The organism is Halalkaliarchaeum sp. AArc-GB (assembly GCF_031432225.1).
In the GTDB taxonomy this organism is placed as follows: Archaea; Halobacteriota; Halobacteria; order Halobacteriales; family Haloferacaceae; genus Halalkaliarchaeum.
Genome location: NZ_JAVKGM010000006.1, coordinates 100,808 through 124,916 on the forward strand (window position 1 = coordinate 100,808; position 24,109 = coordinate 124,916).

Consider the following 24,109-nt stretch of genomic DNA (forward strand, 5'->3'; position numbering starts at 1 on the left):
CGCGATACTACCATCCGTCTCATGGGTTTGAGTAGAACTCATTTTTCTGTGGGCTGTGGGCGATTAGGCGGTGTAACTCAGGTGGACGGTGGCAGCCGCGAGCAGCAGCGTAAAGCCGAGCTGACTCACGTCGTGCCACATCACGAGCGACTCGAAGGCCGGGACGAACACGTACATCACCGGAGCGAGAAGCGCGAACGCGATCACGACGAACTCCTCGGGCTCGTAGCTCGAGCCGTCGATCTCGTTGGTGGCGAGGATCCAGACGATCCCGAACAGCACGATCAGGAGACTCGCCGAGATCTCGGCGCCGCCGACCGTCCAGATCGGCGCCGTGAAATCGTACCCCCCGAAGATGTTCAACTCGAAGCTGAACACCCCGAAGATGAACGATCCGAACCACGGCACCAGGATCAACGCCAGCATGTCGATCAGCATGTTCTGTGCGCCCGTTATCGTCGACAGACCGCGAGTGTATGAACTCGCCATAGTGCGTATACACAGACTACTCAAATCTGCGAAAGAACGGGGAATATCGTGGTATAGGCGTCTATACTGTCTATTCTGTGGACATTAGCGAACGACTTTCCCGCGGGACGAGCAACGGAAAGTATGGAGATCAGGAAACTCCGGAAGTTGGATCGATGTACCGCGGGGATCACGGTTCCGAAGGACGATCTCCGCGCCGAGGGTCTTCTCGATGACGAGGGGAACCTCATCGAAGGGGAACACGTCGCGATCGAGAAGGTCGGGGATGGGGAATGGCGAGTGAGTCGATTCGACGCCGAGACCGTTGAGATCAGCTAGCCATGAGACTTTACAGAGATACAAGACTGGAAAACGAACCCCGCCCGACCCCCCGGTTCCCGTGGGCTTGGGCCGGCGGAATGGAAAGTCGACTTTCCCGCTAACGATGGGCTGGAAAAGAGAACCATTGACCGAAGACGAACTCGAGCAGCTGCTCGAGGCCGCGAGGGATCACCCGCTCCGGTTCGAACTCACCGTTCGGACGCTCGCGTTTACCGGGATGCGCGCCGACGAGTTCGCGCACATGACCGCCGACTGGATGGACTGGCAGGGGGAGAAAGTGCGTGTTCCGGCGGAAGAAGGTGATTGGACGCCGAAAACGTCTCACGCTGTTCGGACGATTCCGCTGAAGGATGTCGACACGCTTCGGTTGCTTCGGCAGTACTTCAAGCGGAACGACGAGATCGGGGTGACTCGGCAGACGATCCGGAATAGGGTGTGTACGGTCGCGAAGGACGCCGATCTAGACAAGAAAGTGACCCCGCATATCCTGCGGCACACCTACGGAACGACGATCGCTCATCGGGGAGCATCACCGCAGTATATCCGGCAGACGATGGGGCACGCCGATCTCTCGAGTGCGAACGATTATCTGCAGTACGCGGGGACGCAATTGGATTCGGAAGCCAACGAGCTATGGTGACTACCTCCAAAGCTACTCTCCGGAATCAACAATAGGGATGCGAGAGTATCTTATTTATTCAGCACTCACAGTGAATGTGCCTGAGAGATCCTCCTCCTCAAAATTCTCTACGTCAAGGGTAGATACAACGAAACTCACGAGTATGGTCTCCCCCGGGGACACATCAGTAAATTCTGTACTATCTTCCACTTGATCGTCGTAGATCTCGAAATATTTGTCGGTCCACCCGCCGTATTCGCACCCGAAGCCGAGGTACCCTTCAACTTCCTCTTGAGTAGCTTCAAATGACAACGTTATATCCCGACTTTCATCAGACTGATTAGTCACACTGAAAGCGTATCCCCAAGCCGACATGGTTGTACTATGGGTATACGGGTCCTTACCGATAACATGGCGATCTTCCAGATCATGAGTATGATGGAAAGTTCCGACTTGGTATCGAGAGTTAACATTGACTCCTTTTCCACCTTCCTCACTAGTGAAGTCGATAGACAGTTCACCGTTGTCTGTCTGACTAACAGTGTCACTCGCCTCATCGCTTGCGTCAAGCGCGATCAGGCCATCCGTATCGTCCACTACGTTAATATTTGCTTCTCTGTCCGCAGTCATGGCACTGAACGCGCCACTACCCATTGCAGCCGCCCCGCCAGCGACGAGCGATCCCATTCCGATCACGAATTTGCGTCGTTGCATGGTTCTTTCACCTTTGTTTTGTCCGCACACCCCCGCGCCCACCTACGTCCGAGCAGCGGGCCGTCGTGGGAAGCGTGCTCAGTTTCCCCTATAACCTATACCCATACTGTATTGGGGCACCTGAAGCATGAAGGGAGAAACTCAGAGCATACCAGAATATTCTGACGAGTTATCAGACCTGCCTTGAGATCCATTCTACAGTCTCTGGAATCCCCTGAAATTCTGGTTTGATCTGTTCAGGGTCGCTCTGAAACCCGAATATTCTCTCTGAAAACCGTATCAAGGCTATTCTGGAGCGAGTCCGGCAGCCGAAAGTGCATCGTCCCAGGAGCCAAACCGACGATTATAGGTCCCGGGACTGAACGCACCCTCTTCGATCATATCGGTCGTTTTCGGAACCGCGCCCTTCTCGTCGGCAATCCGATGCAATTCCGAAAGCAATTCGTCTCGAGAGATCTGTCCGGAAGACTCACGAGGATCAAGTCCAGCAGCTTCGAGTGCACCGTCCCATGAACCGAATCGCCGGCGATACGTTCCCGGATTGAATGCTCCGTCTTGAACCATATCCGTCGTGCGAGGAGCCGAACCTCTTTCGTCGGCGAGACGACGTAATTCATTGAGTAATTCTTCTCGGGAAACTCTCTCCAGTGATTCGCGAGGATCGAGTTCGGCAGCCTCGAGTGCGTCGTTCCACGATCCGAATCGTCGATGATACGTTCCGGGGCTAAACGCTCCGTCGCGTTCCATATCCGTCGTTTTTGGGCTCGTACCGTGCTTGTCGACGAGACGTCGTAACTCTTCGAGTAGTTCGTCCCGTGGAATTTCCTCGGGCGCCTTTCGAGGCTCGAGTTCGGCAGCCTCGAGTGCGTCGTTCCACGATCCGAAGTGAGATCGGTACGTATTCGGGACGAACTCACCGTGATCCTTCATTTCGCTCCACGTTGGAGATCTCCCGAGTTCGTCAGCGACCCGTTGTAGTTCAGCGATCAGCTCCTCGCGTGAGGGTTCACGACGATCGGGCCGCGGCGAGAGGCCCGCCGCTTCGACTGCCTGATTCCAGGAACCGAATCGGTTTCTGTAGGTTTGGGTGCCGTGGTGCCCTCGAGAAGTCATGTCCTTTTCCTTCGGAGTTCGATCTAACTCGTCTGCCAACCGCCGCAGCTCGGCGAGAAGTTCTTGGTCTGGAATGCGGTGTCCCATCGGCTTTTTCAAATCTGCCTCCGCGAGTGCATTTCCCCATGATCCAAACTGTTCTCTGTACGCCTGCATCGAGTACGAACCTTTTTCGTCAATCTCGTCGGGCGTAGGTGCTCTTCCCAACTCGGTAGCGAGACTCTGAAGATCTGACCGCAATTCGTCAGGCGAGGCAGTCATCTAGTTCAAAGTGACACCTGAATAGTGTAAATATCCCGTTTGTTCAGTAGCTGATTCCTCATCGAGATTCGCTACGACCGTCTTTTCCACCGATCGGGCCGGATTTTTCCTGGCGGTCGAGGCGCTGGGATGGGCCACCGCAATCCAGCATCTACCTCGCCTTTGAGATACGCTTCTCCCCAGTTAGTAATCCGATACAGCTCTGCATGAGTCCGATCGTCGATTAGGGGTGCGACGAACCCGGCGTGTGAGAGTACCCGACACCGTTGGTGAACTTGCCCATCCGTAACTGTCTGCGAGATCGCGTCGGCAATCGTGGAGGGAGTTGCGAGATCGTGTTCTGCGAGGTATTCGAGAATCCGTTCTTCTATTAGGACCATCCAAGACGACGAGTACCGCATTTATACAATACCCTCTCCCTCGAAATCAGAATTTCCACCAATCGACTCCAATTCGTCGAGGTAAACCCAGTTTTTCGTATCGAGTCTCCCATAGAGATACGCCTCTCCGTCTTCAGTGATCACGTAGATCCCGTTCCCAGCTGCTTGATAAACCCCTTCTCGGCGAGGATCTTGCATCGTTTATCGGTGTACTGTCTGGAATAGTGGATGTGTCCTGCGCCGGCCCACTGTTCGGCACCTCACAACCGCGAGCGAAAGCCAGCGTTGTGTAGCGTCCCCACCCGGGAACAGCGGGACGTGCCGGAGGGCCCAGACCCCTTTCCGTCCGAGGAACTCGTCACAACGCCGTCCCGCAGTAGTCACACGCGGTCAGATCCGGATCGTTCGGCGCACCACAGTCGGGGCAGTTTTGCCGCCGTCTCTCGGCACCGCCGCCAGCGTCGCCGTCGGTGGCGTCGGGCACCGGCGCCCCGCAGGAACTGCAGAAGTTGACACTGTATTCACGATGCTCGTCTTGGCCGTCCGAACTTTCACCATCCTTGCCATCGCCGTCCTCGCCGTCACCGTCCGCACCATCGCCGTCCTCGCCGTCACCGTCCTCGTCGACGGGTTCGAAAGCGAGTTCTGCCCCACAGTTGGCGCAAAACCGTGGCTCACTCTCGCTATCGCGGTCCGGGGCACGCTGCGTTCGATACACCTGGATCATTCCGATCAGGATCATCGTTCCGAACACGACCCAGGCGATGGGTCCCATCGCGAGGAACGCCACGAACAACACGTAGCCGACGACGAGGAGGCCGACGGCCAGGAGGGCAGTCCGCAGGGACATACGCCCTTCTACCGACGAGGAGACAATAATCCTTTTCGACAGGTCGATTTGTTTGAGGCGGAGCCTCCGTTCTCAAGGAGCAACGCAGCGATCATCGGGAAGGAGAGCGTTAGCGAGAGCAAACCTCTCGTTCGCAGATCAGAACACTTCGCCTTCTGAGGACGCAGTAGGGTGGGAGGAAGCCGAGTCACCGATTTTCAAATCGGCGCTACCGACGAAGGCGCCGTCACCGACGACCGGTGGCGAGACTCACGCGATCGCGTCGAGGTAGTTTTCGAAGACCGCGTGGACACGCTTCGCCTGCCGTTCGTTGGCTTCGGTCAGGGTCTTCCGGACCGCATCGAAGTCTGGCTCGGTTTCCGGATCGTCGGCGTCGGCTTCGACCGAGTCGACGAGATCCCTGCCGTACTCCAGCCCGATCTCGGGGTGAAACTGCACCGTAGCGTGATCGCCCACCCGCATTGCCTGCAGACAGACGCCGTTTGCGGCGACGATGTCGGCGCCGTCCGGCGGCTCGACCACACCGTCCCCGTGACTCTGGAAGCTCACGAACTGCCGAGGGACGCCATCGAACAGCGGATCCCCCCAGTGGACGGCGCCGCGATACCCCAGTTCACCGTCGGACAGCTCCTCGACGCGACCGCCGTAGGCGTCTGCGATCGCCTGATGGCCGAAACAGACGCCGAAACACGACAGGTCGACGTCGCGGATCCACGCTCGGAGCTCGTCGAGGTACGGCTCGTCGTCGTAGACGCTGTCTGCCGATCCCGAGATGATAGCTGCGTCGTACCCGCCGGGATCCGGGAACGTTCGCTCCTGGATTCGGTAGTCCGAAAGCGAACATCGGTATGAATCGAGCTCGCCGAGGATTCCGCGGAAGTTGTCGAACGTCCGATCGGGATTCGGCGAGGCGTTCAGCAGTGCGACTTTCATCACTCGTCGAGCCAGACGTTGTTGTAGTCGCTGACCAGCCGCGGGTTGCGCTGTTCGCGGGGATGGGCGACGAGGTCGTTCACGTGGTCCCGGATACCCAGCGACACGCTGAGGCTGTACGCCGGGATGTGCAACCGGTCTTCGAGGATCGTCTCGATGGCCGACTCGTACAGCGGACGGCGCTCCTCGATGCTTCCGCCGCGACGGGCCTGGAGGATCTCGTCCATCAGGTCGTCATCCCGGTAGTAAACTCCGTTCGTGACTCCCTCCTGACTTTCGTGAAAGAGGTTGTACACGTAGTTGTCGGGATCGGGGCCGCCGAGCCAACCCAGCGTGTACATGTTGCAGTCGTCCTCGTTTCCGGTGTTGTACGTGTCGGTGAACGTCCCCCAGTCGAGCCGCTGGACCTGGGCGCTGTAACCGATTTCCTCGAGCCCGTTCCCGACGCTCACCCCGATCTGCTCGCGGATGTCGTCCGGCGGCGTGAGGATGGTGAACTCGTAATCCTCCGACACCCCCGCGTCCTCGAGCAGTTCGGCTGCCCGATCCAGGTCGCGATCGTGGGGGATCTCGGCCCACTCGTCGATCGGGAACTCCCACGTCTCGGCCACCGGGACCGGGACCGGCCCGTAGTTTCGGACGCCGGCGGGTTCGACAAAGTTCTCGACGGCCTGGTCCATCGAGAACACGTAGTCGATCGCCTCCCTGACCTGCGGATCGGCAGCGGGCCCCTCGTTCGTGTTGAAGGCAAGATAAAAGTAGGAGATCCCCGGCGCCTCGTCGATTGTCGCCTGCTGGTTGTTCTCGACGGTCTCCCACAGCTGTGGCGGGATTCCACCGATAACGTCGACGTCACCGGTTTCCAGTACCGTCACGCGGGTGGTCTGTTCCTCGATCGGTTCGAACCGAAGCCGCTCGACGTTCGGGGATTCGTCCCAGTAGTCATCCCACCGCTGTAGCTCCACGAACTCCCCTTCGGTCCAGTCGACGAACTCGTAGGGACCCGAGCCGACCGGTGCCTCCTTGTTGAACGCCGTCCTGTCCTCGGTCCGGACGTCCATCGGGACGATGTTGCGGGTGAGAACCAACGTGAAGAAGGGCCCATAGCCGAACTCGAGGTCGATCTGCACCGTCTGCTCGTCGACGATGTCGATGGACTCGATCATGTCGACGTCGGCTGCGTTGGCTGTCTCCTCCTCGAGGGGTGCCTCCAGGGAGTGTTTCACGTCGGTCGCCGTCACCCGTTCGCCGTTGTGGAACCGCGGGCCATCCCGAAGTTCGACGATGTAGCGCTCGCCGTCGCGTTCGACGGTCGGCAATTCCGCTGCCATCTTTGGTACGGGCTCGGTTCCCGCGTCGAAGTCGTACAGTGGTTCGTACAGCTGTGAGGCGATCTGCTGGGAGTAGATGTCGTCGATCTCGATCGGATCGAGCTCCAGGGGCGTCTGCTGCTGGGCGAAAACGAGCTCTCCGCCGTCACGCCCGTCCCCGGTTGTATCCTCTTCCTCGCCCGTTTCTGGCTCTCCTTCGGTCGAGTCGTCACCTCCGAGACAGCCCGCGAGAGTGAGAGTAGTGATACCAACCCCCACATGCAGAACGTTACGCCGCCGCACCGTTTCCTCCTTTGTTCGAAACATTAACCCGCAAGAAGGCAGCGCTTCCGACATGTTGTCTCTATTGCATCACTCAAATATTACTGCTATCTCGAAGCTGTTCTCGACGACTCGTTCTCGAGGGCAACCCCTATTACGCCGGAACCGGAGCACCCGATATGGCTGCCGAGGGCGAGGACCCGGTCTACTACGTGATCAGCGATCTTCACATCGGCGGCGACGAACAGCTGGAGGAGATCGAGTTCTTCGATGAACTGTTGGACTTCCTGCAACGGCTGGCGAAAACCGACGAGGACGCCGAGCTGATAATCAACGGCGACGCGTTCGGCCTCTGGGAGTTCACCGGGATCGACGGCCCGGAGAAGTTCGACGTCCTCGAGGAGACGTATCCGGAGCTGTTCGAGCAGCTCCGGGACACCGGCGAGAACGTCCCGATCACGATGCTCCCCGGCAACCACGATCACGAACTCGCCGCCTACGAGGAGTACGTCGATCGGTTCGCAGCGTACAACGTCGAGGTCGTCCAGGACCGGTCGATCACCCGCCCGGTCGGCGACCGCGTGATCCACTTCGAGCACGGCCACCAGCAGGATCCGAACAACCGGATCGAAGACTGGGGGAACCCCCACATGACGCCGCTGGGCTACTTTTACAACACCCACGTCGTGAGCCGTGCCGGCCACCTCTCGGATCGCGGCCGGTTCAACTGGCTGAAGGACGTCCAGGCGGTGACCCCCACGGAGCGAATGCCGAACTGGCTGGTCTCGAAATACTTCTACCGGGAGATGAACCCCCTGTTGCGGTACGCCGCGGTCCCGTTTTTGTTCCTGTTCAACATCAGCCTCGTGCTCGCGGTGCTGGCGGGGCTGGACCTGGCGGGGATCTGGTCGATGCCGGTCGAGCGAACCGAGGCGTTCCTCGGCCAGTTCGGGATCGCCGGGGCGGCCGCCCATCTCCTGCTTACTGTGAACGTCGCGATCGCCGGCCTGCTGTTGCTCGTCGGGATCCCCGCCTACTTCTTCCTGCGTGACGCCCGGAAAACGATCGACCGTTTCGGCGTCTTCGAGACCGAGATCACGGTCGATCCGGAGCGACCGTACCGCAAGGCCGCACGCGAAGTGTTCTTGCAGAACCCCGAGACGGCGATCTTCTGTTACGGTCACACCCACCGTCCAAAGGTTCGGCAGGTCGACGGCGGGCTCCTGGTCAACACTGGCACCTGGCTGAAGCGACTCCACCGTCGAGAGGTCATCGCCGGCCGACTGCCGCCGGTCTTTTATCCTTCCTACCAGCTGTGTGCCGTCCGCATCGAGTCCGAGCCCGAGGGTGTGGCCGTCGAATACGAGGCGATCGAAAAGCCCAGCCCGGTCTCCGAGGAGCTCACGCTCACCGAACGACTCCTGACGCTCGGTCGCGAACCGAACCCGACGCTCCCCGACCGGACGGTCCTTTCGGACGGTGACGACTCTCGAACTGACGATACGCGCGAACGCGCGAGCACAGCAGACGTGACGACGGAATCAGCCCGCGGCTGACGGGGCCTCGTGGGAATCGGGGCTACCCGTCGATACCGAGATCTTCGGCCTGCGCGTCGATCTCGGCCTGGATCGCCTCGATCGTCTCCTCGCCCGCGTCGCCGCCAAACAGGTGGGAGAACCGGTCCTGCCGTTCGAGATACGCCTCGACTGGCTTGCGATCGCGAACGGTCTTCGCGCTCGTCACCTCGCCGTGTTCCATCTCGTAAATCGGATAAACGCCGGTCTCGACGGCGAGTTCGCCCATCTCGATCGTCTCGGAGCCGTCGAACCCCCAGCCAACCGGACACGGCGAGAGCACCTGCACGTAGGCGGGTCCGTCGACTTCGAGTCCCCGGGAGACCTTCTTCCGGAAGTCGATCGGATCGGAGATGCTCGCGGTCGCAACGTACTCCACGCCGTGGGCGGCCGCGATCGCCGGCATGTCCTTCTTCGGTGCGTCCTCGCCGGTACTGTACTCCCCAGAAGGCGTCGTGGTGGTGTGGGCTCCCGGCGGGGTGGAACCGCTGCGCTGGACGCCGGTGTTCATGTACGCCTCGTTGTCGTAACAGACGTACAGGACGTCGTGGCCGCGTTCGAACATACCGCTGAGGCTGCGCATCCCGATGTCGAACGTGGCCCCGTCGCCGGCGAAGACGATGAAGTTCACGTCCTCGTGATCCTCGAACTCCTCGCGACCCCGCCGGGAGAACGACCGATAGGCCGCCTCGACACCCGACGCGACGCCGGGGGCGTTGGCGAACACGTTGTGGATCCAGCTGACGCCCCAGGCGCTCTCGGGGAACGGGGAGGAGACAACCTCCATACAGCCGGTCGGGTTGACGACGATCGTGTTTTCGCCCGCCTCGTCGACGACGTGCCTCGCGACGATCGCCGGCCCGCACCCCGAACAGGCGCGGTGCCCCGGCGCGAAGCCAGCGTCGTCGTAATCGAACTCGAATTCGTCGGCATCGTCGAATTCGTCGGCAGCCTCGGTTTTGTCGGAATCGTCGAATTCGTCTGGTTCGTCCGATCCGTCTTCGAGTTGATCGGTGGCCATCAGTGAGACACCTCCTCGGGAAGGATATCCTCGCGGAGCTGAGGCCAGATCTCGCGGTCCTCGGTCGGGGCCTGGTGGGGAGGCACGTCGGCGTCAGCGTACAGCTCCGCGCTCATCTCCCGGACGTCCTCGACGGTGACGTCGCGGCCGGCCAGACCCAGCACGTAGTTGCGGACGAGCGGACGGTCCGGCAGGTCGTACAGCTCCGCCTTCAGTTCCATCGTCAGCGGCCCGCCGGATCCTGGCGAGATCGCCTTCTCCAGGACGCCGACGGCCTCGACGCCGCCGAGCGCCTCGCGAAGCGCCTCGCCCGGGAACGGACGGAACACCCGCGGCCGGACGACGCCGACGCGGATCCCGTCCTCGCGCGCCCGGTCGACGGCGTCCTTCGTGGTCCCTGCCAAACTCCCCAGCACGACGAGCGCGACGTCAGCGTCTCCGAGCCGGTAGGTGTCGAGCAGTCCTCCGGCGTCGCCGTACGACCGGCCGAAGACGTCCTCGAACTCCGCGGTGGCACGCTCGATCGCGTCGCCGGCCTGCAACAGCACCTCGTGTGGGACGTACGTCGTCTCCGTCCAGTGTTCCGGACGCGCGTACGCGCCCATCGTCTTCGGGTCCGAGGGATCGAGGGTGTGTTCGGGCTCGTACCGCGGCAGGAACTCCTCGATCGCTTCGGGTTCGGGGACGTCGACCGGCTCCTGGACGTGCGTGAGTACGAACCCGTCGAGGTTCGACATGACGGGCAGCTTCAGCTCTTCGGCGACGCGGAACGCGATCAGCGTGTTGTCGACCGCCTCCTGGACGTTTTCGGCGTACAACTGGACCAGTCCCGCGTCGCGCTCGGCCATCGCGTCGGTGTGGTCGTTCCAGATCGAAAGCGGCGCGGAGATGCTGCGGTTCGCGACTGCCAGGACGAGCGGCAGCCGCATTCCGGCGGCGGTAAACAGCGGTTCGCTCATCAGCTTCAGCCCGTTGGAGGAGGTCGCGGTGAACGTCCGTGCGCCGGCGGCGCTGGCGCCGATCACCGACGAGGCGGCGTTGAACTCGCTGTCGATCCGCAGGAACTCCCCGTCGTAGGCGCCCTGCGCCGCCAGGTCGGCGATTCCCTCGACGATCCCCGTCTGGGGCGTGATCGGGTACGCCGAGACGACGTCCGGATCCGCGCTGACGACCGCCTTTGCGACGGCGTCGGTGCCTTTCATGATCTCGCGAGCCATCATTTCACCTCCGGGACCATCTCGATCGCGTCGACTGGACAGCGCTCGGCGCAGATCCCGCATCCCTTACAGTAAGTCAAGTCCACGTCGTACGCGCCGTTCTCGATTTCCTGTGCGACCCCGTCCGGGCAGAACCGTTCACACAGGCCACATCCAATGCAGGTGTCGTGATCGAACACCGGTCGCTGGGAGCGCCAGCTGCCGGTCTCGTTTGCGAGGCTCGTCCGGGGCTCTACGACCGGACCGAGGGTCAACTGCTCGTCGCTGCCGCTCATGCGGACACCTCCCGGACGGCCGCGTCGATGGCGGCGGCGTTCTTCTCGGCGATCTCGCCGTCGAACTTCTCGTAGACGACCGACTTCGCGTACTCCGGTTCGACCAGCCCGGTTGCGGCAGCGAATGCCCCCAGAAGCGACGTGTTCGCGATCGGCACGCCCAGATGTTCCCGGGCGATCGCGGTGGCGTCGACCGTCCTGACTTCCACGTCGATCCCCGCATCGAGTTCAAGCTCCTCGACGGCGTCAGTGCTGTTGACGAGCAACAGCCCGTCGTCGCTCATTCCGTCTGCCACGTCGACGATGTCCAGCAACGACGTGTCCTGGACGATGACGTAGTCGGGCGCGGTAACCTGGCTCCGGTCCCGGATCCGATCCTCGTCGAGCCGGACGTACGCCTCGACCGGCGCCCCGCGACGCTCCACGCCGAAGGCCGGGAACGCCTGCGCCCACCGGGAGCCCTCGAACGCGGCTCCCGCGATGAGCTGGGCCAGCGTCACCGACCCCTGTCCGCCGCGACCGTGAATTCTGATTTCCTGCATACGAGCGTTTCCCAGTAGTCTGTAGGAACACGGTCTCGGTCAACTTACTCCCGCTATGTTGGGGGACTATATCATATCAGTTCGCTGTAATGTTGATGAAAAATGATGGAGATATCCCAATACTATCTGTGGATTGTGTCCAACATCAGGGGTATGATATTTCATGCCATGTTTTCACGGTGCAGTAGTTCCCGGGTTTCGGATGGTCGTTCGCGGGAGCGTTTCTGTCAGGTCGGGATGCCGGGTGCTTATCTCTCCGGCCCGCTTGCCGCAGGTATGCTCACGTTCATCGGACTCGGGCTCTACGACGAGCGATCCATCACCGTCGAGGGACGGGAAACGCTCCGGTCGGCAGACCGGGTCTTCGCCGAGTTTTACACTAGCCGGCTGATCGGGACCGACGTCGAAACGCTGGAGGCGTATCACGACGTCGAGATCGAGGTTCGCGACCGGGAGGGTGTCGAACGGGATCCGGGGCCGATTCTGGAGGCGTCAGCCGAGGGGAATGTGGCGTTTCTCACGGCGGGCGACACGATGATTTCGACGACTCACGTCGACCTTCGCCTGCGGGCTCTCGAACGGGGGATCGACACCCGAGTGATCCACGGGGTGACCGCCGAGTCGGCCGCCGCGGGGCTCACCGGCCTGCAGAACTACCGGTTCGGGAAGGCGGTCACGCTCCCGTTCCCGTACGCGCACGGCGGCGAGGACGTCCCCGACAGCGTGATCGACACGATCGAGACCAACCGGGAGCGCGGGCTCCACACGCTGGTGTATCTCGACATCAAGGTCGGCACCGGCCCGCGGGGACCGGACCCGGAACACGAGGAGTACATGACGGCCGACGTCGCCGCCGACCTGCTCGCGTCGGCGTGGCACGACGAACTGGGTGTCGTGGTCGCGCGAGCGGGGAGTCCGGATCCGGTCGTCGCGGCCGACCGGCTGTCGAACCTTGCCGATCGATCGTTCGGCGAGCCGCTCCATCTGCTCGTTATTCCCGGCGACCTCCACCACATCGAGGCCGACGCGCTGGGTGGGCTGGCGGACGCGTCCGCGGAACTTCTCGGCGAGTGATCAGTCCATCGCGTCGGGGTCGCTCGATTCGCCCACCTCGCTCTCGGGGGCCTCCGTCGTTTCGGCACCGGATCCCTCCGACGCCTCGGAACCGGCCGCGTCCACGGACGCCGTCGCCGCGGATCGCCCGGCACCGTCGAGATTCGTCGGCTCTCGCGGGAGGTCGATCACCTCCTGGAGGTCGTGTTCTTCTCCGGTGAGGACGTAGAGAACGTCCTCGAGCACGATCAAAAGCTCCGGGAGCTGACGGACGACCAGGTAGGTAACGCCGATCAAGGCGACAACTGCCAGCACCTGGCTGATGATCCGATCGGAGACCAGAAACGAGACGCGGTAGGGGCTGGCCTCGCCGAACAGGAACAGCACGGCCTCGGGGAACCAGTGCATGTACTGGTTGCCCGTGACGATCGTGATGAACGAGGTGCGCAGCACGTTGAGCACGTAGATGATGCCGATCGCGATCGCGAGCGCACGGAGTTTGCGAACCAGCGGTGCCCGGACCGCAGCGATCAGGCCCGCGAAGATCGACATGCTCCCGATCCCGGTGCACGCGAGCACGACGCTGACGTGGATGATGTGTTCCTCGCCACCGTCGTCGTAGAGCCACCTGAACGTGGCGTCGTACCCCTCGCTGCTTTCGATCATCTCCGGCGTGTATCCGACCGCCTCCATCACGAGTGCAGTCATCACTGCGGTGTGTTCGATCAACACCTGCCTCGGGGCGGGAAGCGCGATCCCGGCGACAGACAGCGCGGGGATCGTCTCGAACGGAAGGTAGACGACGCCCATGACTGCCACCGCGCGCGTGAGGACGAACAACGAATCCCGGCCGGAGTAGACGAGCCAGCCGACGTACGCCGACGTCGGCACCGCGACGAGGCTCAAGATCCCCTCGACGTACGACTGGTGGACGAACGCGAAGTGCGGCACCAGGTTGAGCCAGAACGCGGCGAACGCGAGCCACGCCGCGAACGCCACTACCCGGACGGGTTTCCCGATCGGAGCGTTCTCCGGTCCAGTGGCTGCCCCGACGCGCCGACGCTCCCGCCACTCGAGGAGGGCGGCAAGCACGAACAGGCCGATCGAGAGCCACGCCAGCCCGTCGGAAACGGGGCCGACCTCGAACAGCCCGTCCGGGCCGACCTGGAGAACGCTGGTCGGCGCGGGGACGGATCCGGGGACCGTGCCGTACATATCCGCGGTAAGGGGTTGGGCCAGTAAATCCCTTGCCACTCGACTTGCTGGGTCCGGCCGGTCGTCAGTCGTCTTTCGGCGTTCCGTCGAACCGGTACTCCGCGGAGTTGTCCTGCGGATCGTACCCCAGCACCTCTCGGGCCCGATCGATCGAGTAGTACTTCCGGTCGTTGTCGGAGATACCGTAGACGATCTCGAAGCCGTAGTCGGCCCGGAGACACCGGTCGAACAGGTGGGCACAGTCCCGGTGGGAGAGCCACATCGCGTGGCCCCGTTCGTACTCCGGCGGCGGATGTTCCCCGGTCAGGTTGCCGATCCGAACACACACCACCGAAACCCCGTGCTCGTCGTGGTAATACCGGCCGAGGAACTCGCCGGTCGCCTTCGAGACGCCGTAGAGGTTCCCCGGACGGGGGAGTTCGGTGCCGTCCAGTCGAAACTCGTCGTCCGGGCGGTACATCCCGGGCGTCCGGTCGTCGGTCTCGTAGGCGCCGACGACGTGGTTTGAGGAGGCGAACGCGACCTTCTCCACGCCGGCTTCGACCGCCGCGTTCATCACGACCTGCGTGCCGTCAATGTTGTTGCGGAGGACGCTGTCCCACGGGGCTGTCTTCCGGGGGTCGCCGGCGAGGTGGATCACCGCTTTGCAGCCGTCGACCGCCTCCGCGACCGCCGACTCGTCGGTGACGTCCGCGACGACGACGTCCTCGTGGGTTACCCCGGGTGGACGCTTCTCTGGCGACAGCGGTTCGCGGTCGAGCAGGCGCCAGTCGTACGACTCGCCGATCCCGTTCAGGATGGCCTGTCCGACCCGGCCCCCTGCGCCCGTCAACAGGACTGGCTCGTCCATTCACGTGTCACTCCGACGAGCGAGGGGAAATATCGTGTGGTTCGCCTGTCCGGAAGTCGGGCTGGCCGTCGTTCGAATCCCCTCCAGGGACCGCCACACGCGGCGCTCGAAGAGTGAGCGCCGCGAGAAGACGCCGGGAGAGGGATTCGAACCCCCGATCCCGTGAGGGAACACGCTTTCCAGGCGTGCGCCTTTCCACTCGGCCATCCCGGCCCGTTCGACTCTACTCCGGTGAGACTGTTAAGTCCTTCTTTTCGTGTGACGACGGCGCAGGCTGTTTTCGACTGGTGTCGGCACGGACGATCGAACCTCTGTCTTTCGGGAAAGCTTATTACTGTGGGAATAGTTAACACAGGTGACGATGCCAGATACGAAGACAGGCCGCGAACGGAAAGGTCGTAACAAGCGGAGACAGCTCGAGCGGCGCCTGGCGGAACGAGAGCTTCGTGCCGACGAGGAACCGCCGGCGATGCGGCTCGAGGAAATCGACTCGGAGTATCTGGTAGACCCGTCGGACCTCGAAGAGTTCGACGGGACCGACAGCTTCGACTGGATCGACGGCTGAGGGACGAGGTCCGAACACGTCGTTCTTTTTGTACTCCGACGCGAACAGGGAGTCGTGAGAGTCCGCGCCAACTACGCGACGATCTACGTCGGCGCACAGCTCGGGCCCGACGAGCGGAAGCTGGATCTCGACTGGACGACCGATGCGGGTGATCGCACCGACGCCCACGAGTTCGAGGTCCCGACGGCAGATCCCCGCGACGCGTACGTCGGCATCCAGGCGTTCGACGTCGACGCGTACGGCCACGAGATCATCGTCAACGGCGAGGCGATGTCCGGGTTCGACATCCCACCGAACGACGGCTGGCAGTACTGGGTCGACACCCTCACCGGAACGTCGCTCGTCGAGGGTACCAACACGCTGGAGATCGCCCGCGACACCGAAAGTGTGGACGCCTTCGCCGTCGGGACGGTAACCGTTCACTGGAAGGAACCGATCGAAGGGGCGGACGCCGAATAGGGGAAACAGTTGTCTCAGATAAACAGAATGTTGAATAGCAACCCTACTGTGATCCCGATTCCGACGACTGTGCCGGCGTAAATTGCCAGCAGCCGTCGTTCGAACAGCTTGTTCAGGAGAATCAGGTTCGGAATGCTGATCCCGGCACCGCCGACGACGAACGCGAGCACCGTTCCGATCGGAATCCCCTGATCGAAAAGCGCCGCCGCGATCGGAAGCATCCCGCTCATCCCGACGTAAATCGGCGCGCCCGCGACTGCGGCAAGCGGTGTGGCAAGCGGGTTCTCGGGGCCTGCGATCCAGTGGAGCACGTCCGTCGGTACTGCTCCGTGGATCAGTGCCCCGATCGCGATCCCGGCGATGAGGTACGGGAGGGTGCTCCAGAAAAACCTGAGGGCTCCGCGTCCGGCTGTAGCGAACCGTTTTCGGTGGGTGTCGTTCACGCCGGAACTGCAGCCACAGCCGCCGCCGGCAGCCGTCCTTGACGTTCCGTCGGCTGTTGGCTTCGGCGTTCCGCCGTCAGTCGTCGCCTCGACTGTCTCGCCTGGGGCGTCCGCCCCGGCTGTGGTCGTGACCTCACGCCCGCCCGCAGTGATCCGGACGTCCTTGACGTAGTTTGTCAGACCGAGACGACCGATGACGACACCGCCCACGATCGCCGCGGCCAGCGTCGTGACCACGTATGCGACTGTGATGAGCGGCCCGAACAGCCCGAACAGCAACACCACTGCGATCCAGTTGACCAACGGCGACGCGAGCAGGAACGAAAACGCCAGCCCGAGCGGAGCCCCCGCCCCGAGAAGTCCCGCGAGGATCGGAACCGTCGAACACGAACAGAAGGGCGTGACCGCGCCGAACCCCGCAGCTGCGACGTTTCCCGTCCCCTCGTCGTGTGATCGGAGGGTCGCCTCGACCCGCTCGGGCGGGAGATACTCCTTGGCGAGTCCGACCAGGAACGAGGCACCGATGAACAGTGGGCCGAGCCTGACTGCCAGGTAGACGAAATAGTCGGCTGACTCGGCCAGTGCGGCTTCGTATCCCGTCGGGATCATTCGTCCCGCTCCGTTTCCTCGTCGTTCCCGCCCATCGCGGCGGCGAGATCTAACAGCTGCAAGCTTGCAGTGTCTGCAATCCGGTAGTGGGTCCATTTGCCCTCCTTTCGGGTGTAGACGAGTCCCGCGTCCCGAAGCGTCGAGAGGTGAGACGCCACCGTCGATTGGGGCGCATCGAGAACTTCCTCGAGTTCGCAGGCGCAAAGCTCCCCGTCCCGCAGCGCCTCGAGGATCCTGATCCGATTTTCGTTTGCGAGCGCCTTGAACACCGAGAGCTGATCGGCGGTTGTCTCCCCGTCTGTACGTCTGGCGTCGAGTAGCGACTCGTCCCCGCAGCCACACTCGCCGAGGCGACCGAGGGTGTGACTAACTGACTCCGTACGTTCGTTTCCGCTCATCTGTGTTCCTCCTGCGTACTCATCCGTGTTCCTCCTCACTTGCCGTCCCGTTCGATGGAGTCAGATTCAATTTTCTCGATTTTCAAACCACAGGTACACCCGTCGTCGTCGCCCGGACCATTGCTTTTAAACACATTTGCCAGGCGACTGATGAGGGACGATTTTCTCATATATATCGAGTTTTCTCGATATGTGTATATAGTTTTCGTCTGTTCTCAGACGCACAGACTTCCGAGAAATGGGAGAACGGAGATCGAAGGCTGTGGGGTCTTCGTTCACAAATAGTCCGGAGAGCCTCTTTCGTCAGTTCAGGGCTCCGGGTCCTCACCGTTCCCTTTCACGCCTTCGACGCGCTCGGTCTCGCTATCGTCGTCGCTGTTCTCGTCATCGTCGGAGCCGTTACCCCGCAATTTCTCGACGAGGTGACTGACGAGTATTCCGTGTCCCATGTATCGAAGGTATCCGATCCGAATGGAAGGAGATTTCGGCCGTTCCTCGGTTTCCCCTCATAAACCGGGGACGTTACTCCTCAAAAGGGCGGCCTATTCGGAGTCATTATCCGTGTGAGTGGATACCATAAATCTCGACCATCCGGCTTTCTGTCCGGCGTTTTCTCTCCACTATGCACTCTCCGCCGATCGCCGGGCCTCGAATCGTTAGCAATACATTTATATAGAATCACAAACAACGAACCGCTGTACTATGAGCCAGCGAATGCAGGGACAGCCGATGATAATTCTCGGAGAGGACTCCCAGCGCGTCAAGGACAAGGACGCCCAGGAGTACAACATTTCGGCCGCGCGCGCTGTGGCGGAAGCCGTACGCTCGACGCTCGGGCCGAAAGGGATGGACAAGATGCTCGTCGACTCGCTCGGCGACGTCACCGTCACAAACGACGGAGTCACCATCCTGACCGAAATGGACATCGACAACCCGACCGCCGAAATGATCGTCGAGGTCGCCGAAACCCAGGAGGACGAGGCCGGCGACGGCACGACCACGGCGGTCGCGATCGCGGGTGAACTGCTCAAGAACGCAGAGGATCTCCTCGAGCAGGACATCCACCCGACCGCGATCATCCGCGGATTCAACCTCGCCAGCGAGCGCGCACGCGAAGAAGTCGACGCCGTCGCGTCCGAGGTCGACCCCGACGACGAGGAACTGTTGCAATCGGTCGCCGAAACGTCGATGACCGGCAAGGGCGCCGAACTCGAGAAGGAAGTGCTCGCGGATCTGGTCGTCCGCGCGGTCCGGCAGGTCACCGTGGAGGCCGACGACGGCTCCCACGTCGTCGATCTGGAGAACCTCAAGATCGAGACCCAGACCGGCCGGTCGGCGGGCGAGTCCGAGCTGCTTACGGGTGCGGTCATCGACAAGGATCCGGTCCACGACGACATGCCCACCGACTTCGATGACGCCCGGATCCTGCTCGTGAACGAGCCGATCGAGGTCGAAGAGACCGATGTCGACACGCAGGTCAGCATCGAGTCGCCCGACCAGCTCCAGAAGTTCCTCGACAAGGAGGAACAGCAGCTCCGAGAGAAGGTCGACCAGATCAAGGAGACGGGCGCGAACGTTGTCTTCTGTCAGAAGGGGATCGACGACCTCGCACAGCACTACCTCGCGAAGGAGGGCATCCTCGCTGTCCGCCGCACGAAGAAGTCCGACCTGAAGTTCCTCAAGAACGTTCTCGGGACGACGATCGTCACCGACCTCGACTCCGCAAGCGAGGCGGACGTCGCGGATGGGTCGGTCCGGCGCGACGAGGAAGGCGACCTGTTCTACGTGGAAGGGCCCGACTCCCACGGCGTCACGCTCCTGCTGCGCGGCTCGACGGACCACGTCGTCGACGAGCTCGAGCGAGGGATCGAGGACGCGATCGACGTCGTCGCCACCACCGTCTCGGACGGCCGCGTGCTGCCGGGCGGCGGCGCGATCGAAGTCGAACTCGCCCGTCGGCTGCGCGATTACGCCGACTCCGTCTCCGGGCGCGAACAGCTCGCAGTCGAGTCGTTCGCCGACGCTCTCGAGTTGGTTCCCCGCGTGCTCGCGGAGAACGCCGGGCTCGACAGCATCGATCTGCTCGTGGACCTGCGTGCGGCCCACGAGGCGGGCGACGAATCCGCCGGTCTGAACGCCTTTACCGGCGACGTCGAGGACACCTTCGATGCGGGCGTCGTCGAGCCTGCACACGCCAAGGAGCAGGCGATCTCTTCGGCCGCCGAAGCCGCCAACCTCGTGTTGAAAATCGACGACATCATCGCCGCCGGTGACCTCTCCACCGAAGGCGAGGAAGACGAGGCTGGGCCCGGTGCCGGCGGCATGGGCGGTATGGGCGGCATGGGCGGTATGGGCGGCGCGATGTGAAGCCGGACACAGCCTGACCGCAACCGCCGTCGACCGCAACTGCCGACGAACGGTTCTGACTTTTCGACCGGACACCGAAACTCGATCGCGTCCCGAAACCCGTATCGGTGCTCGCACGTACCTGACGGTGATGGAGTGTTCGAAGTGTGACCGTGAGGCGGTGATGCACGCTGCCTACAGCGGATCGCACCTGTGTGAAGAACATTTCACCCGATCACTCGAGCGGCGGGTCCGGCGTCGGATCCGGGAGGACGGCCTCGTTCCCGATCACGCGACGCCCGCAGATCCCGACCGGTGGTTGATCGGGCTCTCGGGCGGCAAGGACAGCGTCGTGCTCACCCAGATCCTCGCGGAGACGTTCAGCGAGGATCCCCGGATCGAACTGCTGGCACTCACGATCCACGAGGGGATCGAAGAGTATCGCGACGAGTCGCTGTCGGCCTCCCTGGATCTCACCGAGGAACTCGGGATCCGCCACGAGGTCGTCCACTACGAGGAGGAGTTCGACGTCCGGATGGACGACGTCGCCGAGAAGGATCCGCTGGGGATGTCGCCGTGTGCCTACTGTGGTGTATTCCGCCGGGATCTGCTGGAGAAGTACGCTGCGGAGCTCGATGCGGACAAACTGCTCACCGGGCACAATCTCGACGACGAAGCACAGACGGCACTGATGAACGTCCTCGAAGGGGACGTCCGACAGATCGCCAAGCACTTCGACGCCTCGCTGGGGCCGTTCGACGAGCGGACGATCCCGGCGGGGAACGGATCCAATGACGACGCCGATCGCAGCGGCGACGACTCGAGCGCCCGGCAGGAGACGTTCGTCCCGCGGGCGAAACCGCTCCGGGACGTCCCCGAAAAGGAGGTCGCACTGTACGCCCACCTGCGGGAGCTTCCGGCCCACATTACCGAGTGTCCGCACGCGAGTGAAGCCTACCGCGGGGAGATCCAGTCGCTGCTCCAGGATCTCGAGGAGAACCATCCGGGTACCCGTCACTCGATCCTCTCGGGGTACGAGGAGCTCGCCTCGCTTGCAGCAAAGCGGTACGACGGCGCCGGGGGCGACCGGGTGGAGCTCTCCGAGTGCGAGCGATGCGGCTCCTCGACTAGCGGCGACGTCTGTCGGAAGTGCCGGCTGCTCGATGCGGTCGAGGACGGCTGAAAAAACCGAAACCGGACGGATCGCGGGACGTTATCGGATGACGTCCAGGCCGTTGTTCGTTTCCTGGGGTTCGCGTCCGCCGTCGGACTCCCAGCTCGCGCGGTCGGCGGCGTCGAACGACTGGCCGTCGATGCTCGCGCGGGACTTGTCGGCCTGCTTTTGGGTGGACGGGCCGAGCACCTGCGCGCTCTGGACGCCCGTCATGATCGCCATCACGCGGACCTTGCCCTTGTACTCGTCCTGGATCCGGGCGCCCCAGATCACGTTGGCGCTCGCCTCGAGGCGTTCGGTGATGTTGTCGGCGATGCCCTCGGCCTCCTTCAGCGTGAGGTCGGGACCGCCCGTGATGTGGACGAGTCCGCCGGAGGCACCGCGATAGTCCACGTCCAGGAGTGGGTGGTTCATCGCGTCGTTGACGACCTCCTGGGTCTTGTTTTTGTCCTGGGTCTCGCCGACGAGCATCACCGCGACGCCGCCCTGATTCATGATAGTGGACATGTCCGCGTAGTCCAGGTTGATCAGGGACGGCTGGGTGATCGTCTCGGAGATCCCTTTGACCGTCTCGGCGATGATCTGGTCCATCACCGAGAAGGCCTTCCCGATCGGCAGGTTCGGCACGTAATCGAGGAGCCGATTGTTGTCGAGGACGATAATCGAGTCGGCCTCGCCGCGGAGCCGCTCGAGCCCCTCCTCGGCTTTCACCGTGCGGGCACGCTCGACGTTGAACGGCGTCGACACCATGCCGACGACGATTGCGCCCTGGTCTTTAGCGATCTTCGAGACGACCGGCGCGGCGCCGGTTCCGGTGCCGCCACCCATGCCGGCGGTGACGAACACCAGGTCCGCGTCGCCGAGCACCTCCTTGATCGTTCCCTGGGCCATCTCGGTCGCGCGCTCGCCCATGTCGGGGTCGCCGCCCGCGCCGAGCCCGGCCGTCAGGGATTTGCCGACGAGGATCTTCGTGTCGGCCTCGACCATTTTGAGATGCTGCTTGTCCGTGTTGATCGCCACGGTGTCGGCGCCGTCGACGCCGATGTTGTACAGTCGGTTGACCGTGTTGTTGCCGGCGCCGCCACAGCCGACGATCACGATCCGCGGATCGCCGAACTCCTCGTCGTCCATGGCGTCGTCCATCTCGCGCTGCTCGATCCGGGCGTTCTCCATCGCGTCTTTGACGATATCCTGCATCGTCTACACCTTCGCCCAGTTGTGGTTCCGGCGACGCGAGTCGGCTTCGCCGTCGTTTTCGTTTATCATCTCCCGGACCGCCGAACGGATCGCTTCCGAGCGGTTCGGGAACTGGCCGGTCTCGACCATCTGTTCGACCTCCTCGATCTGCTGTTTCGGGATGCGAAGTGTCACACGCTCCATATTTTTGTTCCCCCGGTAAGACGGCCGGCCACGCCGGATACCGTCTTACACGCAAAAACCGCCCGACGTGGGCGACCCACCCCGGAGCGGCGTCACGCTGTAAGACGGCCGTCTTACGCAATCGTATCCACCGATGGAATACACTTAAAAGTACCGGCTGTCGTAAGACATTTCGGTGAACTGGCCGTAAACGGGGCTAATTCGTTCGTTTTCGGCGTTTGCACGTTTTCTATCGCTGCCTATCTCGGGTCGAGGACGTCCGCAGCCGGCGTTCGACGACCGCAACTCGGACAGAACGACCAGTCGGAACGGAGCTCGTCGCCGCAGTCACAGAACACTCTACGGGACGACTTCTCGCCGCAATTCGGGCAGTAGACGTGTTCTTCCGGGACGTCTTCGCCACATTGCGCGCACGTCTTACGTTGTGTTTTCGCTTCGTCATCCGCGTTTTCGACTTCTGTCTTACGAACGTCCTCGTTCGCGTCACTCTCCGTTTCGTGTGTGGCGGTGGAATCTACACCTTCCGCGGTAGCACCCTCGAGACTGACGTTTACGGTCACTTCGGGCGATGACGGTGGTGTATACGACCCGAAACGGGCGTCGAGCCGTTCCGAAACGAGTTCGTCGACCCGCTGGGCGATCAGCCCGTCGATCCCGTCTTCCTCGAGGCCGTCCCCGGCCGTCGAGCTCCCCGGCGATGATTTCGAGGAAACTGTCCCTGTTCGGGTCCCGTCCCCGGTTTCATTGCTGTCGGACGCGTCGAGAAACGTTCGAAGTGCCTCCCGCATGACCTCGCTTTTGGAGGCGTCGTACGCCTCCAGCCGCTCGACGAGGTCGTCGTCCGCGCGGAAGGTAATCTTGCTCATCGTTCCACAATTCGTTCCCCAGTATTTTAATCTTCCCACCCGTCCGACAGGCGTCTGTCACGCGTCAGTCAACTGTCTGTCGCTACCGATTCTTCGAGAGGTGCCCGGCCGTGTGAGCGAGACTCGCGGAAGGGCTTTCAGTCTCCTCCCCGTCACTCGAGGCATGGATTACGAAGCGAGCCTGGATCGAGCGATCGATGCCATGCCGGAGCTCGGCGGGGAGGAGGCGCGGCTGCGAATACCGGACGCGGAGGCGGAACCGGACGGTGCGTTCACGCGCTTTACAAACATTTCGGCCGTGGCCGACGCGCTCTCGCGCGATCCGGAACACCTCCACAGTCACGTCCAGCAGGAACTGGGGACGGCCGGACAGTACGAATCCGGGCGCGCACGATACAACGGAAACTTCAGCGGGGCCGACTTCGACGAGGCCGTCGAAGGATACGTCTCCCGATACGTCACCTGTTCTGAGTGTGGCCTCCCGGACACCCGGCTCGTCACCGAGGACCGCACGGAAATGCTCCGGTGTGAAGCCTGTGGGGCGTTCCGTCCCGTCGCGAAAGGGCACGTGAGCAAGCCCAACCGCCGGGAGCGGGAAACCGTAGAGAAGGGCAAGACGTACGAACTCGAGATCATAAGTACCGGCCGAAAGGGCGACGGCGTCGCAGAACGGGGCGAGTACACGATTTTCGTCTCCGGCGCGCGCGAGGGGGAGACCGTCCGGGCGTACGTCGAAAGCGTGAGCGGGACGCTGGCGTTCGCACGGAAGGCATAGGCCGACGATCTGGAAAAACGGAGCCACGACGATCCGGAACGCCGATCATCGAGCGGTCCCAGCTGGCCGCGTCCC

At 62.5% G+C, this 24,109-nt stretch carries 28 protein-coding genes and 1 tRNA gene; 9 read left to right on the forward strand and 20 right to left on the reverse strand.

What is annotated here, in order from left to right:
- Positions 1-63 precede the first annotated feature (63 nt).
- Positions 64-489 carry a hypothetical protein gene (locus RH858_RS08100; RefSeq protein ID WP_310561536.1) on the reverse strand — a complete coding sequence of 142 codons (426 nt, stop codon included), beginning with the start codon at positions 487-489 and terminating at the stop codon, positions 64-66.
- A gap of 123 nt (positions 490-612) precedes the next feature.
- Here RH858_RS08100 and RH858_RS08105 point away from each other — a divergent pair, with 123 nt between their 5' ends.
- Complete coding sequence (locus RH858_RS08105) at positions 613-807, forward strand: hypothetical protein (RefSeq protein ID WP_310561537.1); 195 nt, start codon at positions 613-615, stop codon at positions 805-807.
- Positions 808-934: 127 nt separating this feature from the next.
- Positions 935-1,450: a tyrosine-type recombinase/integrase gene (locus RH858_RS08110; RefSeq protein ID WP_310561538.1), complete on the forward strand. Its 516-nt coding sequence runs from the start codon at positions 935-937 to the stop codon at positions 1,448-1,450.
- A 54-nt stretch (positions 1,451-1,504) separates the two neighbouring features.
- Here the strand turns inward: RH858_RS08110 and RH858_RS08115 are convergent, their stop codons facing one another.
- From RH858_RS08115 to RH858_RS08140, 6 genes are all read right to left on the reverse strand, one after another.
- Complete coding sequence (locus RH858_RS08115) at positions 1,505-2,143, reverse strand: hypothetical protein (RefSeq protein ID WP_310561539.1); 639 nt, start codon at positions 2,141-2,143, stop codon at positions 1,505-1,507.
- A gap of 285 nt (positions 2,144-2,428) precedes the next feature.
- A complete protein-coding gene (locus tag RH858_RS08120; RefSeq protein WP_310561540.1) occupies positions 2,429-3,517 on the reverse strand; it encodes a hypothetical protein in 1,089 nt (362 codons plus the stop codon).
- Positions 3,518-3,918: 401 nt separating this feature from the next.
- Positions 3,919-4,041 carry a hypothetical protein gene (locus RH858_RS08125; RefSeq protein ID WP_310561541.1) on the reverse strand — a complete coding sequence of 41 codons (123 nt, stop codon included), beginning with the start codon at positions 4,039-4,041 and terminating at the stop codon, positions 3,919-3,921.
- 214 nt (positions 4,042-4,255) lie between these two features.
- Entirely contained in the window at positions 4,256-4,747 is a 492-nt protein-coding gene (locus RH858_RS08130) for a zinc ribbon domain-containing protein (protein ID WP_259534708.1), read from the reverse strand.
- Between the two features lie 249 nt (positions 4,748-4,996).
- Positions 4,997-5,680: a type 1 glutamine amidotransferase gene (locus RH858_RS08135; protein WP_259534709.1), complete on the reverse strand. Its 684-nt coding sequence runs from the start codon at positions 5,678-5,680 to the stop codon at positions 4,997-4,999.
- Positions 5,680-7,317, reverse strand: a complete 1,638-nt coding sequence (locus tag RH858_RS08140) for an ABC transporter substrate-binding protein (protein ID WP_259534711.1) — start codon at positions 7,315-7,317, stop codon at positions 5,680-5,682. The genes RH858_RS08135 and RH858_RS08140 overlap by 1 nt, the downstream gene beginning before the upstream one ends.
- Before the next feature lie 134 nt (positions 7,318-7,451).
- On the opposite strand from RH858_RS08140, the gene RH858_RS08145 reads away from it, so the two are divergent.
- Positions 7,452-8,828, forward strand: a complete 1,377-nt coding sequence (locus tag RH858_RS08145) for a metallophosphoesterase (protein WP_259534712.1) — start codon at positions 7,452-7,454, stop codon at positions 8,826-8,828.
- Between the two features lie 22 nt (positions 8,829-8,850).
- Here RH858_RS08145 and RH858_RS08150 read toward each other — a convergent pair whose 3' ends face one another.
- From RH858_RS08150 to RH858_RS08165, 4 genes are read right to left on the reverse strand one after another with little or no spacing between them, the layout of a single operon-like run.
- Complete coding sequence (locus tag RH858_RS08150; protein ID WP_259534713.1) at positions 8,851-9,867, reverse strand: thiamine pyrophosphate-dependent enzyme; 1,017 nt, start codon at positions 9,865-9,867, stop codon at positions 8,851-8,853.
- Complete coding sequence (gene porA, locus RH858_RS08155; protein ID WP_310561542.1) at positions 9,867-11,084, reverse strand: hypothetical protein; 1,218 nt, start codon at positions 11,082-11,084, stop codon at positions 9,867-9,869. The genes RH858_RS08150 and porA overlap by 1 nt, the downstream gene beginning before the upstream one ends.
- Complete coding sequence (locus tag RH858_RS08160) at positions 11,084-11,359, reverse strand: 4Fe-4S binding protein (RefSeq protein ID WP_310561543.1); 276 nt, start codon at positions 11,357-11,359, stop codon at positions 11,084-11,086. The genes porA and RH858_RS08160 overlap by 1 nt, the downstream gene beginning before the upstream one ends.
- Positions 11,356-11,901: a pyruvate ferredoxin oxidoreductase subunit gamma gene (locus RH858_RS08165; RefSeq protein ID WP_259534716.1), complete on the reverse strand. Its 546-nt coding sequence runs from the start codon at positions 11,899-11,901 to the stop codon at positions 11,356-11,358. The genes RH858_RS08160 and RH858_RS08165 overlap by 4 nt, the downstream gene beginning before the upstream one ends.
- A gap of 276 nt (positions 11,902-12,177) precedes the next feature.
- On the opposite strand from RH858_RS08165, the gene dph5 reads away from it, so the two are divergent.
- A complete protein-coding gene (dph5, locus tag RH858_RS08170) occupies positions 12,178-12,975 on the forward strand; it encodes a diphthine synthase (RefSeq protein ID WP_259534717.1) in 798 nt (265 codons plus the stop codon).
- Here the strand turns inward: dph5 and artA are convergent, their stop codons facing one another.
- The 3 genes from artA to RH858_RS08185 all read right to left on the reverse strand — a co-directional run bounded on the left by artA (position 12,976) and on the right by RH858_RS08185 (position 15,232).
- Positions 12,976-14,169, reverse strand: coding sequence for an archaeosortase A (gene artA / locus RH858_RS08175; protein ID WP_310561544.1), 1,194 nt, complete (start codon positions 14,167-14,169; stop codon positions 12,976-12,978).
- A gap of 64 nt (positions 14,170-14,233) precedes the next feature.
- On the reverse strand, positions 14,234-15,019 hold the full coding sequence (gene azf / locus RH858_RS08180) for an NAD-dependent glucose-6-phosphate dehydrogenase Azf (RefSeq protein WP_310561545.1): 786 nt from the start codon (positions 15,017-15,019) through the stop codon (positions 14,234-14,236).
- Between the two features lie 131 nt (positions 15,020-15,150).
- A tRNA-Ser gene (locus tag RH858_RS08185) sits at positions 15,151-15,232 on the reverse strand.
- Positions 15,233-15,380: 148 nt separating this feature from the next.
- Between RH858_RS08185 and RH858_RS08190 the strand changes: the two genes are divergently transcribed.
- Complete coding sequence (locus RH858_RS08190) at positions 15,381-15,584, forward strand: hypothetical protein (RefSeq protein ID WP_259534721.1); 204 nt, start codon at positions 15,381-15,383, stop codon at positions 15,582-15,584.
- 54 nt (positions 15,585-15,638) lie between these two features.
- Positions 15,639-16,043, forward strand: a complete 405-nt coding sequence (locus RH858_RS08195; protein WP_259534722.1) for a hypothetical protein — start codon at positions 15,639-15,641, stop codon at positions 16,041-16,043.
- Between the two features lie 14 nt (positions 16,044-16,057).
- Here the strand turns inward: RH858_RS08195 and RH858_RS08200 are convergent, their stop codons facing one another.
- The 3 genes from RH858_RS08200 to RH858_RS08210 all read right to left on the reverse strand — a co-directional run bounded on the left by RH858_RS08200 (position 16,058) and on the right by RH858_RS08210 (position 17,942).
- Positions 16,058-17,095, reverse strand: coding sequence for a permease (locus RH858_RS08200; RefSeq protein ID WP_310561546.1), 1,038 nt, complete (start codon positions 17,093-17,095; stop codon positions 16,058-16,060).
- Positions 17,092-17,493: a metalloregulator ArsR/SmtB family transcription factor gene (locus RH858_RS08205; protein WP_259534725.1), complete on the reverse strand. Its 402-nt coding sequence runs from the start codon at positions 17,491-17,493 to the stop codon at positions 17,092-17,094. The genes RH858_RS08200 and RH858_RS08205 overlap by 4 nt, the downstream gene beginning before the upstream one ends.
- Positions 17,494-17,801: 308 nt before the next feature.
- Positions 17,802-17,942, reverse strand: a complete 141-nt coding sequence (locus RH858_RS08210; RefSeq protein ID WP_259534726.1) for a hypothetical protein — start codon at positions 17,940-17,942, stop codon at positions 17,802-17,804.
- Positions 17,943-18,222: 280 nt separating this feature from the next.
- On the opposite strand from RH858_RS08210, the gene thsB reads away from it, so the two are divergent.
- Entirely contained in the window at positions 18,223-19,860 is a 1,638-nt protein-coding gene (gene thsB / locus RH858_RS08215; protein ID WP_310561580.1) for a thermosome subunit beta, read from the forward strand.
- A 130-nt stretch (positions 19,861-19,990) separates the two neighbouring features.
- Complete coding sequence (locus RH858_RS08220) at positions 19,991-21,022, forward strand: TIGR00269 family protein (RefSeq protein WP_310561547.1); 1,032 nt, start codon at positions 19,991-19,993, stop codon at positions 21,020-21,022.
- A 30-nt stretch (positions 21,023-21,052) separates the two neighbouring features.
- Here the strand turns inward: RH858_RS08220 and ftsZ are convergent, their stop codons facing one another.
- The 3 genes from ftsZ to RH858_RS08235 all read right to left on the reverse strand — a co-directional run bounded on the left by ftsZ (position 21,053) and on the right by RH858_RS08235 (position 23,259).
- On the reverse strand, positions 21,053-22,210 hold the full coding sequence (gene ftsZ / locus RH858_RS08225) for a cell division protein FtsZ (RefSeq protein ID WP_259534728.1): 1,158 nt from the start codon (positions 22,208-22,210) through the stop codon (positions 21,053-21,055).
- 3 nt (positions 22,211-22,213) lie between these two features.
- Positions 22,214-22,393 carry a ribbon-helix-helix domain-containing protein gene (locus tag RH858_RS08230; protein ID WP_119813688.1) on the reverse strand — a complete coding sequence of 60 codons (180 nt, stop codon included), beginning with the start codon at positions 22,391-22,393 and terminating at the stop codon, positions 22,214-22,216.
- A 239-nt stretch (positions 22,394-22,632) separates the two neighbouring features.
- Positions 22,633-23,259 (reverse strand): zinc ribbon domain-containing protein, encoded by a 627-nt coding sequence (locus RH858_RS08235; RefSeq protein ID WP_310561548.1) that lies wholly within the window; start codon positions 23,257-23,259, stop codon positions 22,633-22,635.
- 163 nt (positions 23,260-23,422) lie between these two features.
- On the opposite strand from RH858_RS08235, the gene RH858_RS08240 reads away from it, so the two are divergent.
- Entirely contained in the window at positions 23,423-24,034 is a 612-nt protein-coding gene (locus tag RH858_RS08240; protein WP_310561549.1) for a translation initiation factor IF-2 subunit beta, read from the forward strand.
- The last annotated feature ends 75 nt before the right edge of the window (positions 24,035-24,109 follow it).

Bases quoted from the DNA above. Each gene is read 5' to 3' on its own strand.
- RH858_RS08160 (WP_310561543.1), bottom strand. From the start codon at position 11,359: ATGAGCGGCAGCGACGAGCAGTTGACCCTCGGTCCGGTCGTAGAGCCC.
- RH858_RS08205 (WP_259534725.1), bottom strand. From the start codon at position 17,493: ATGAGCGGAAACGAACGTACGGAGTCAGTTAGTCACACCCTCGGTCGC.
- RH858_RS08115 (WP_310561539.1), bottom strand. From the start codon at position 2,143: ATGCAACGACGCAAATTCGTGATCGGAATGGGATCGCTCGTCGCTGGC.
- RH858_RS08235 (WP_310561548.1), bottom strand. From the start codon at position 23,259: ATGAGCAAGATTACCTTCCGCGCGGACGACGACCTCGTCGAGCGGCTG.
- RH858_RS08130 (WP_259534708.1), bottom strand. From the start codon at position 4,747: ATGTCCCTGCGGACTGCCCTCCTGGCCGTCGGCCTCCTCGTCGTCGGC.
- dph5 (WP_259534717.1), top strand. From the start codon at position 12,178: ATGCTCACGTTCATCGGACTCGGGCTCTACGACGAGCGATCCATCACC.
- ftsZ (WP_259534728.1), bottom strand. From the start codon at position 22,210: ATGCAGGATATCGTCAAAGACGCGATGGAGAACGCCCGGATCGAGCAG.
- RH858_RS08145 (WP_259534712.1), top strand. From the start codon at position 7,452: ATGGCTGCCGAGGGCGAGGACCCGGTCTACTACGTGATCAGCGATCTT.
- RH858_RS08200 (WP_310561546.1), bottom strand. From the start codon at position 17,095: ATGATCCCGACGGGATACGAAGCCGCACTGGCCGAGTCAGCCGACTAT.
- RH858_RS08240 (WP_310561549.1), top strand. From the start codon at position 23,423: ATGGATTACGAAGCGAGCCTGGATCGAGCGATCGATGCCATGCCGGAG.
- RH858_RS08210 (WP_259534726.1), bottom strand. From the start codon at position 17,942: ATGGGACACGGAATACTCGTCAGTCACCTCGTCGAGAAATTGCGGGGT.
- RH858_RS08135 (WP_259534709.1), bottom strand. From the start codon at position 5,680: ATGAAAGTCGCACTGCTGAACGCCTCGCCGAATCCCGATCGGACGTTC.
- RH858_RS08230 (WP_119813688.1), bottom strand. From the start codon at position 22,393: ATGGAGCGTGTGACACTTCGCATCCCGAAACAGCAGATCGAGGAGGTC.
- RH858_RS08165 (WP_259534716.1), bottom strand. From the start codon at position 11,901: ATGCAGGAAATCAGAATTCACGGTCGCGGCGGACAGGGGTCGGTGACG.
- artA (WP_310561544.1), bottom strand. From the start codon at position 14,169: ATGTACGGCACGGTCCCCGGATCCGTCCCCGCGCCGACCAGCGTTCTC.
- porA (WP_310561542.1), bottom strand. From the start codon at position 11,084: ATGGCTCGCGAGATCATGAAAGGCACCGACGCCGTCGCAAAGGCGGTC.
- RH858_RS08100 (WP_310561536.1), bottom strand. From the start codon at position 489: ATGGCGAGTTCATACACTCGCGGTCTGTCGACGATAACGGGCGCACAG.
- RH858_RS08140 (WP_259534711.1), bottom strand. From the start codon at position 7,317: ATGTTTCGAACAAAGGAGGAAACGGTGCGGCGGCGTAACGTTCTGCAT.
- azf (WP_310561545.1), bottom strand. From the start codon at position 15,019: ATGGACGAGCCAGTCCTGTTGACGGGCGCAGGGGGCCGGGTCGGACAG.
- RH858_RS08120 (WP_310561540.1), bottom strand. From the start codon at position 3,517: ATGACTGCCTCGCCTGACGAATTGCGGTCAGATCTTCAGAGTCTCGCT.
- RH858_RS08150 (WP_259534713.1), bottom strand. From the start codon at position 9,867: ATGGCCACCGATCAACTCGAAGACGGATCGGACGAACCAGACGAATTC.
- RH858_RS08190 (WP_259534721.1), top strand. From the start codon at position 15,381: ATGCCAGATACGAAGACAGGCCGCGAACGGAAAGGTCGTAACAAGCGG.
- RH858_RS08105 (WP_310561537.1), top strand. From the start codon at position 613: ATGGAGATCAGGAAACTCCGGAAGTTGGATCGATGTACCGCGGGGATC.
- RH858_RS08220 (WP_310561547.1), top strand. From the start codon at position 19,991: ATGGAGTGTTCGAAGTGTGACCGTGAGGCGGTGATGCACGCTGCCTAC.
- thsB (WP_310561580.1), top strand. From the start codon at position 18,223: ATGATAATTCTCGGAGAGGACTCCCAGCGCGTCAAGGACAAGGACGCC.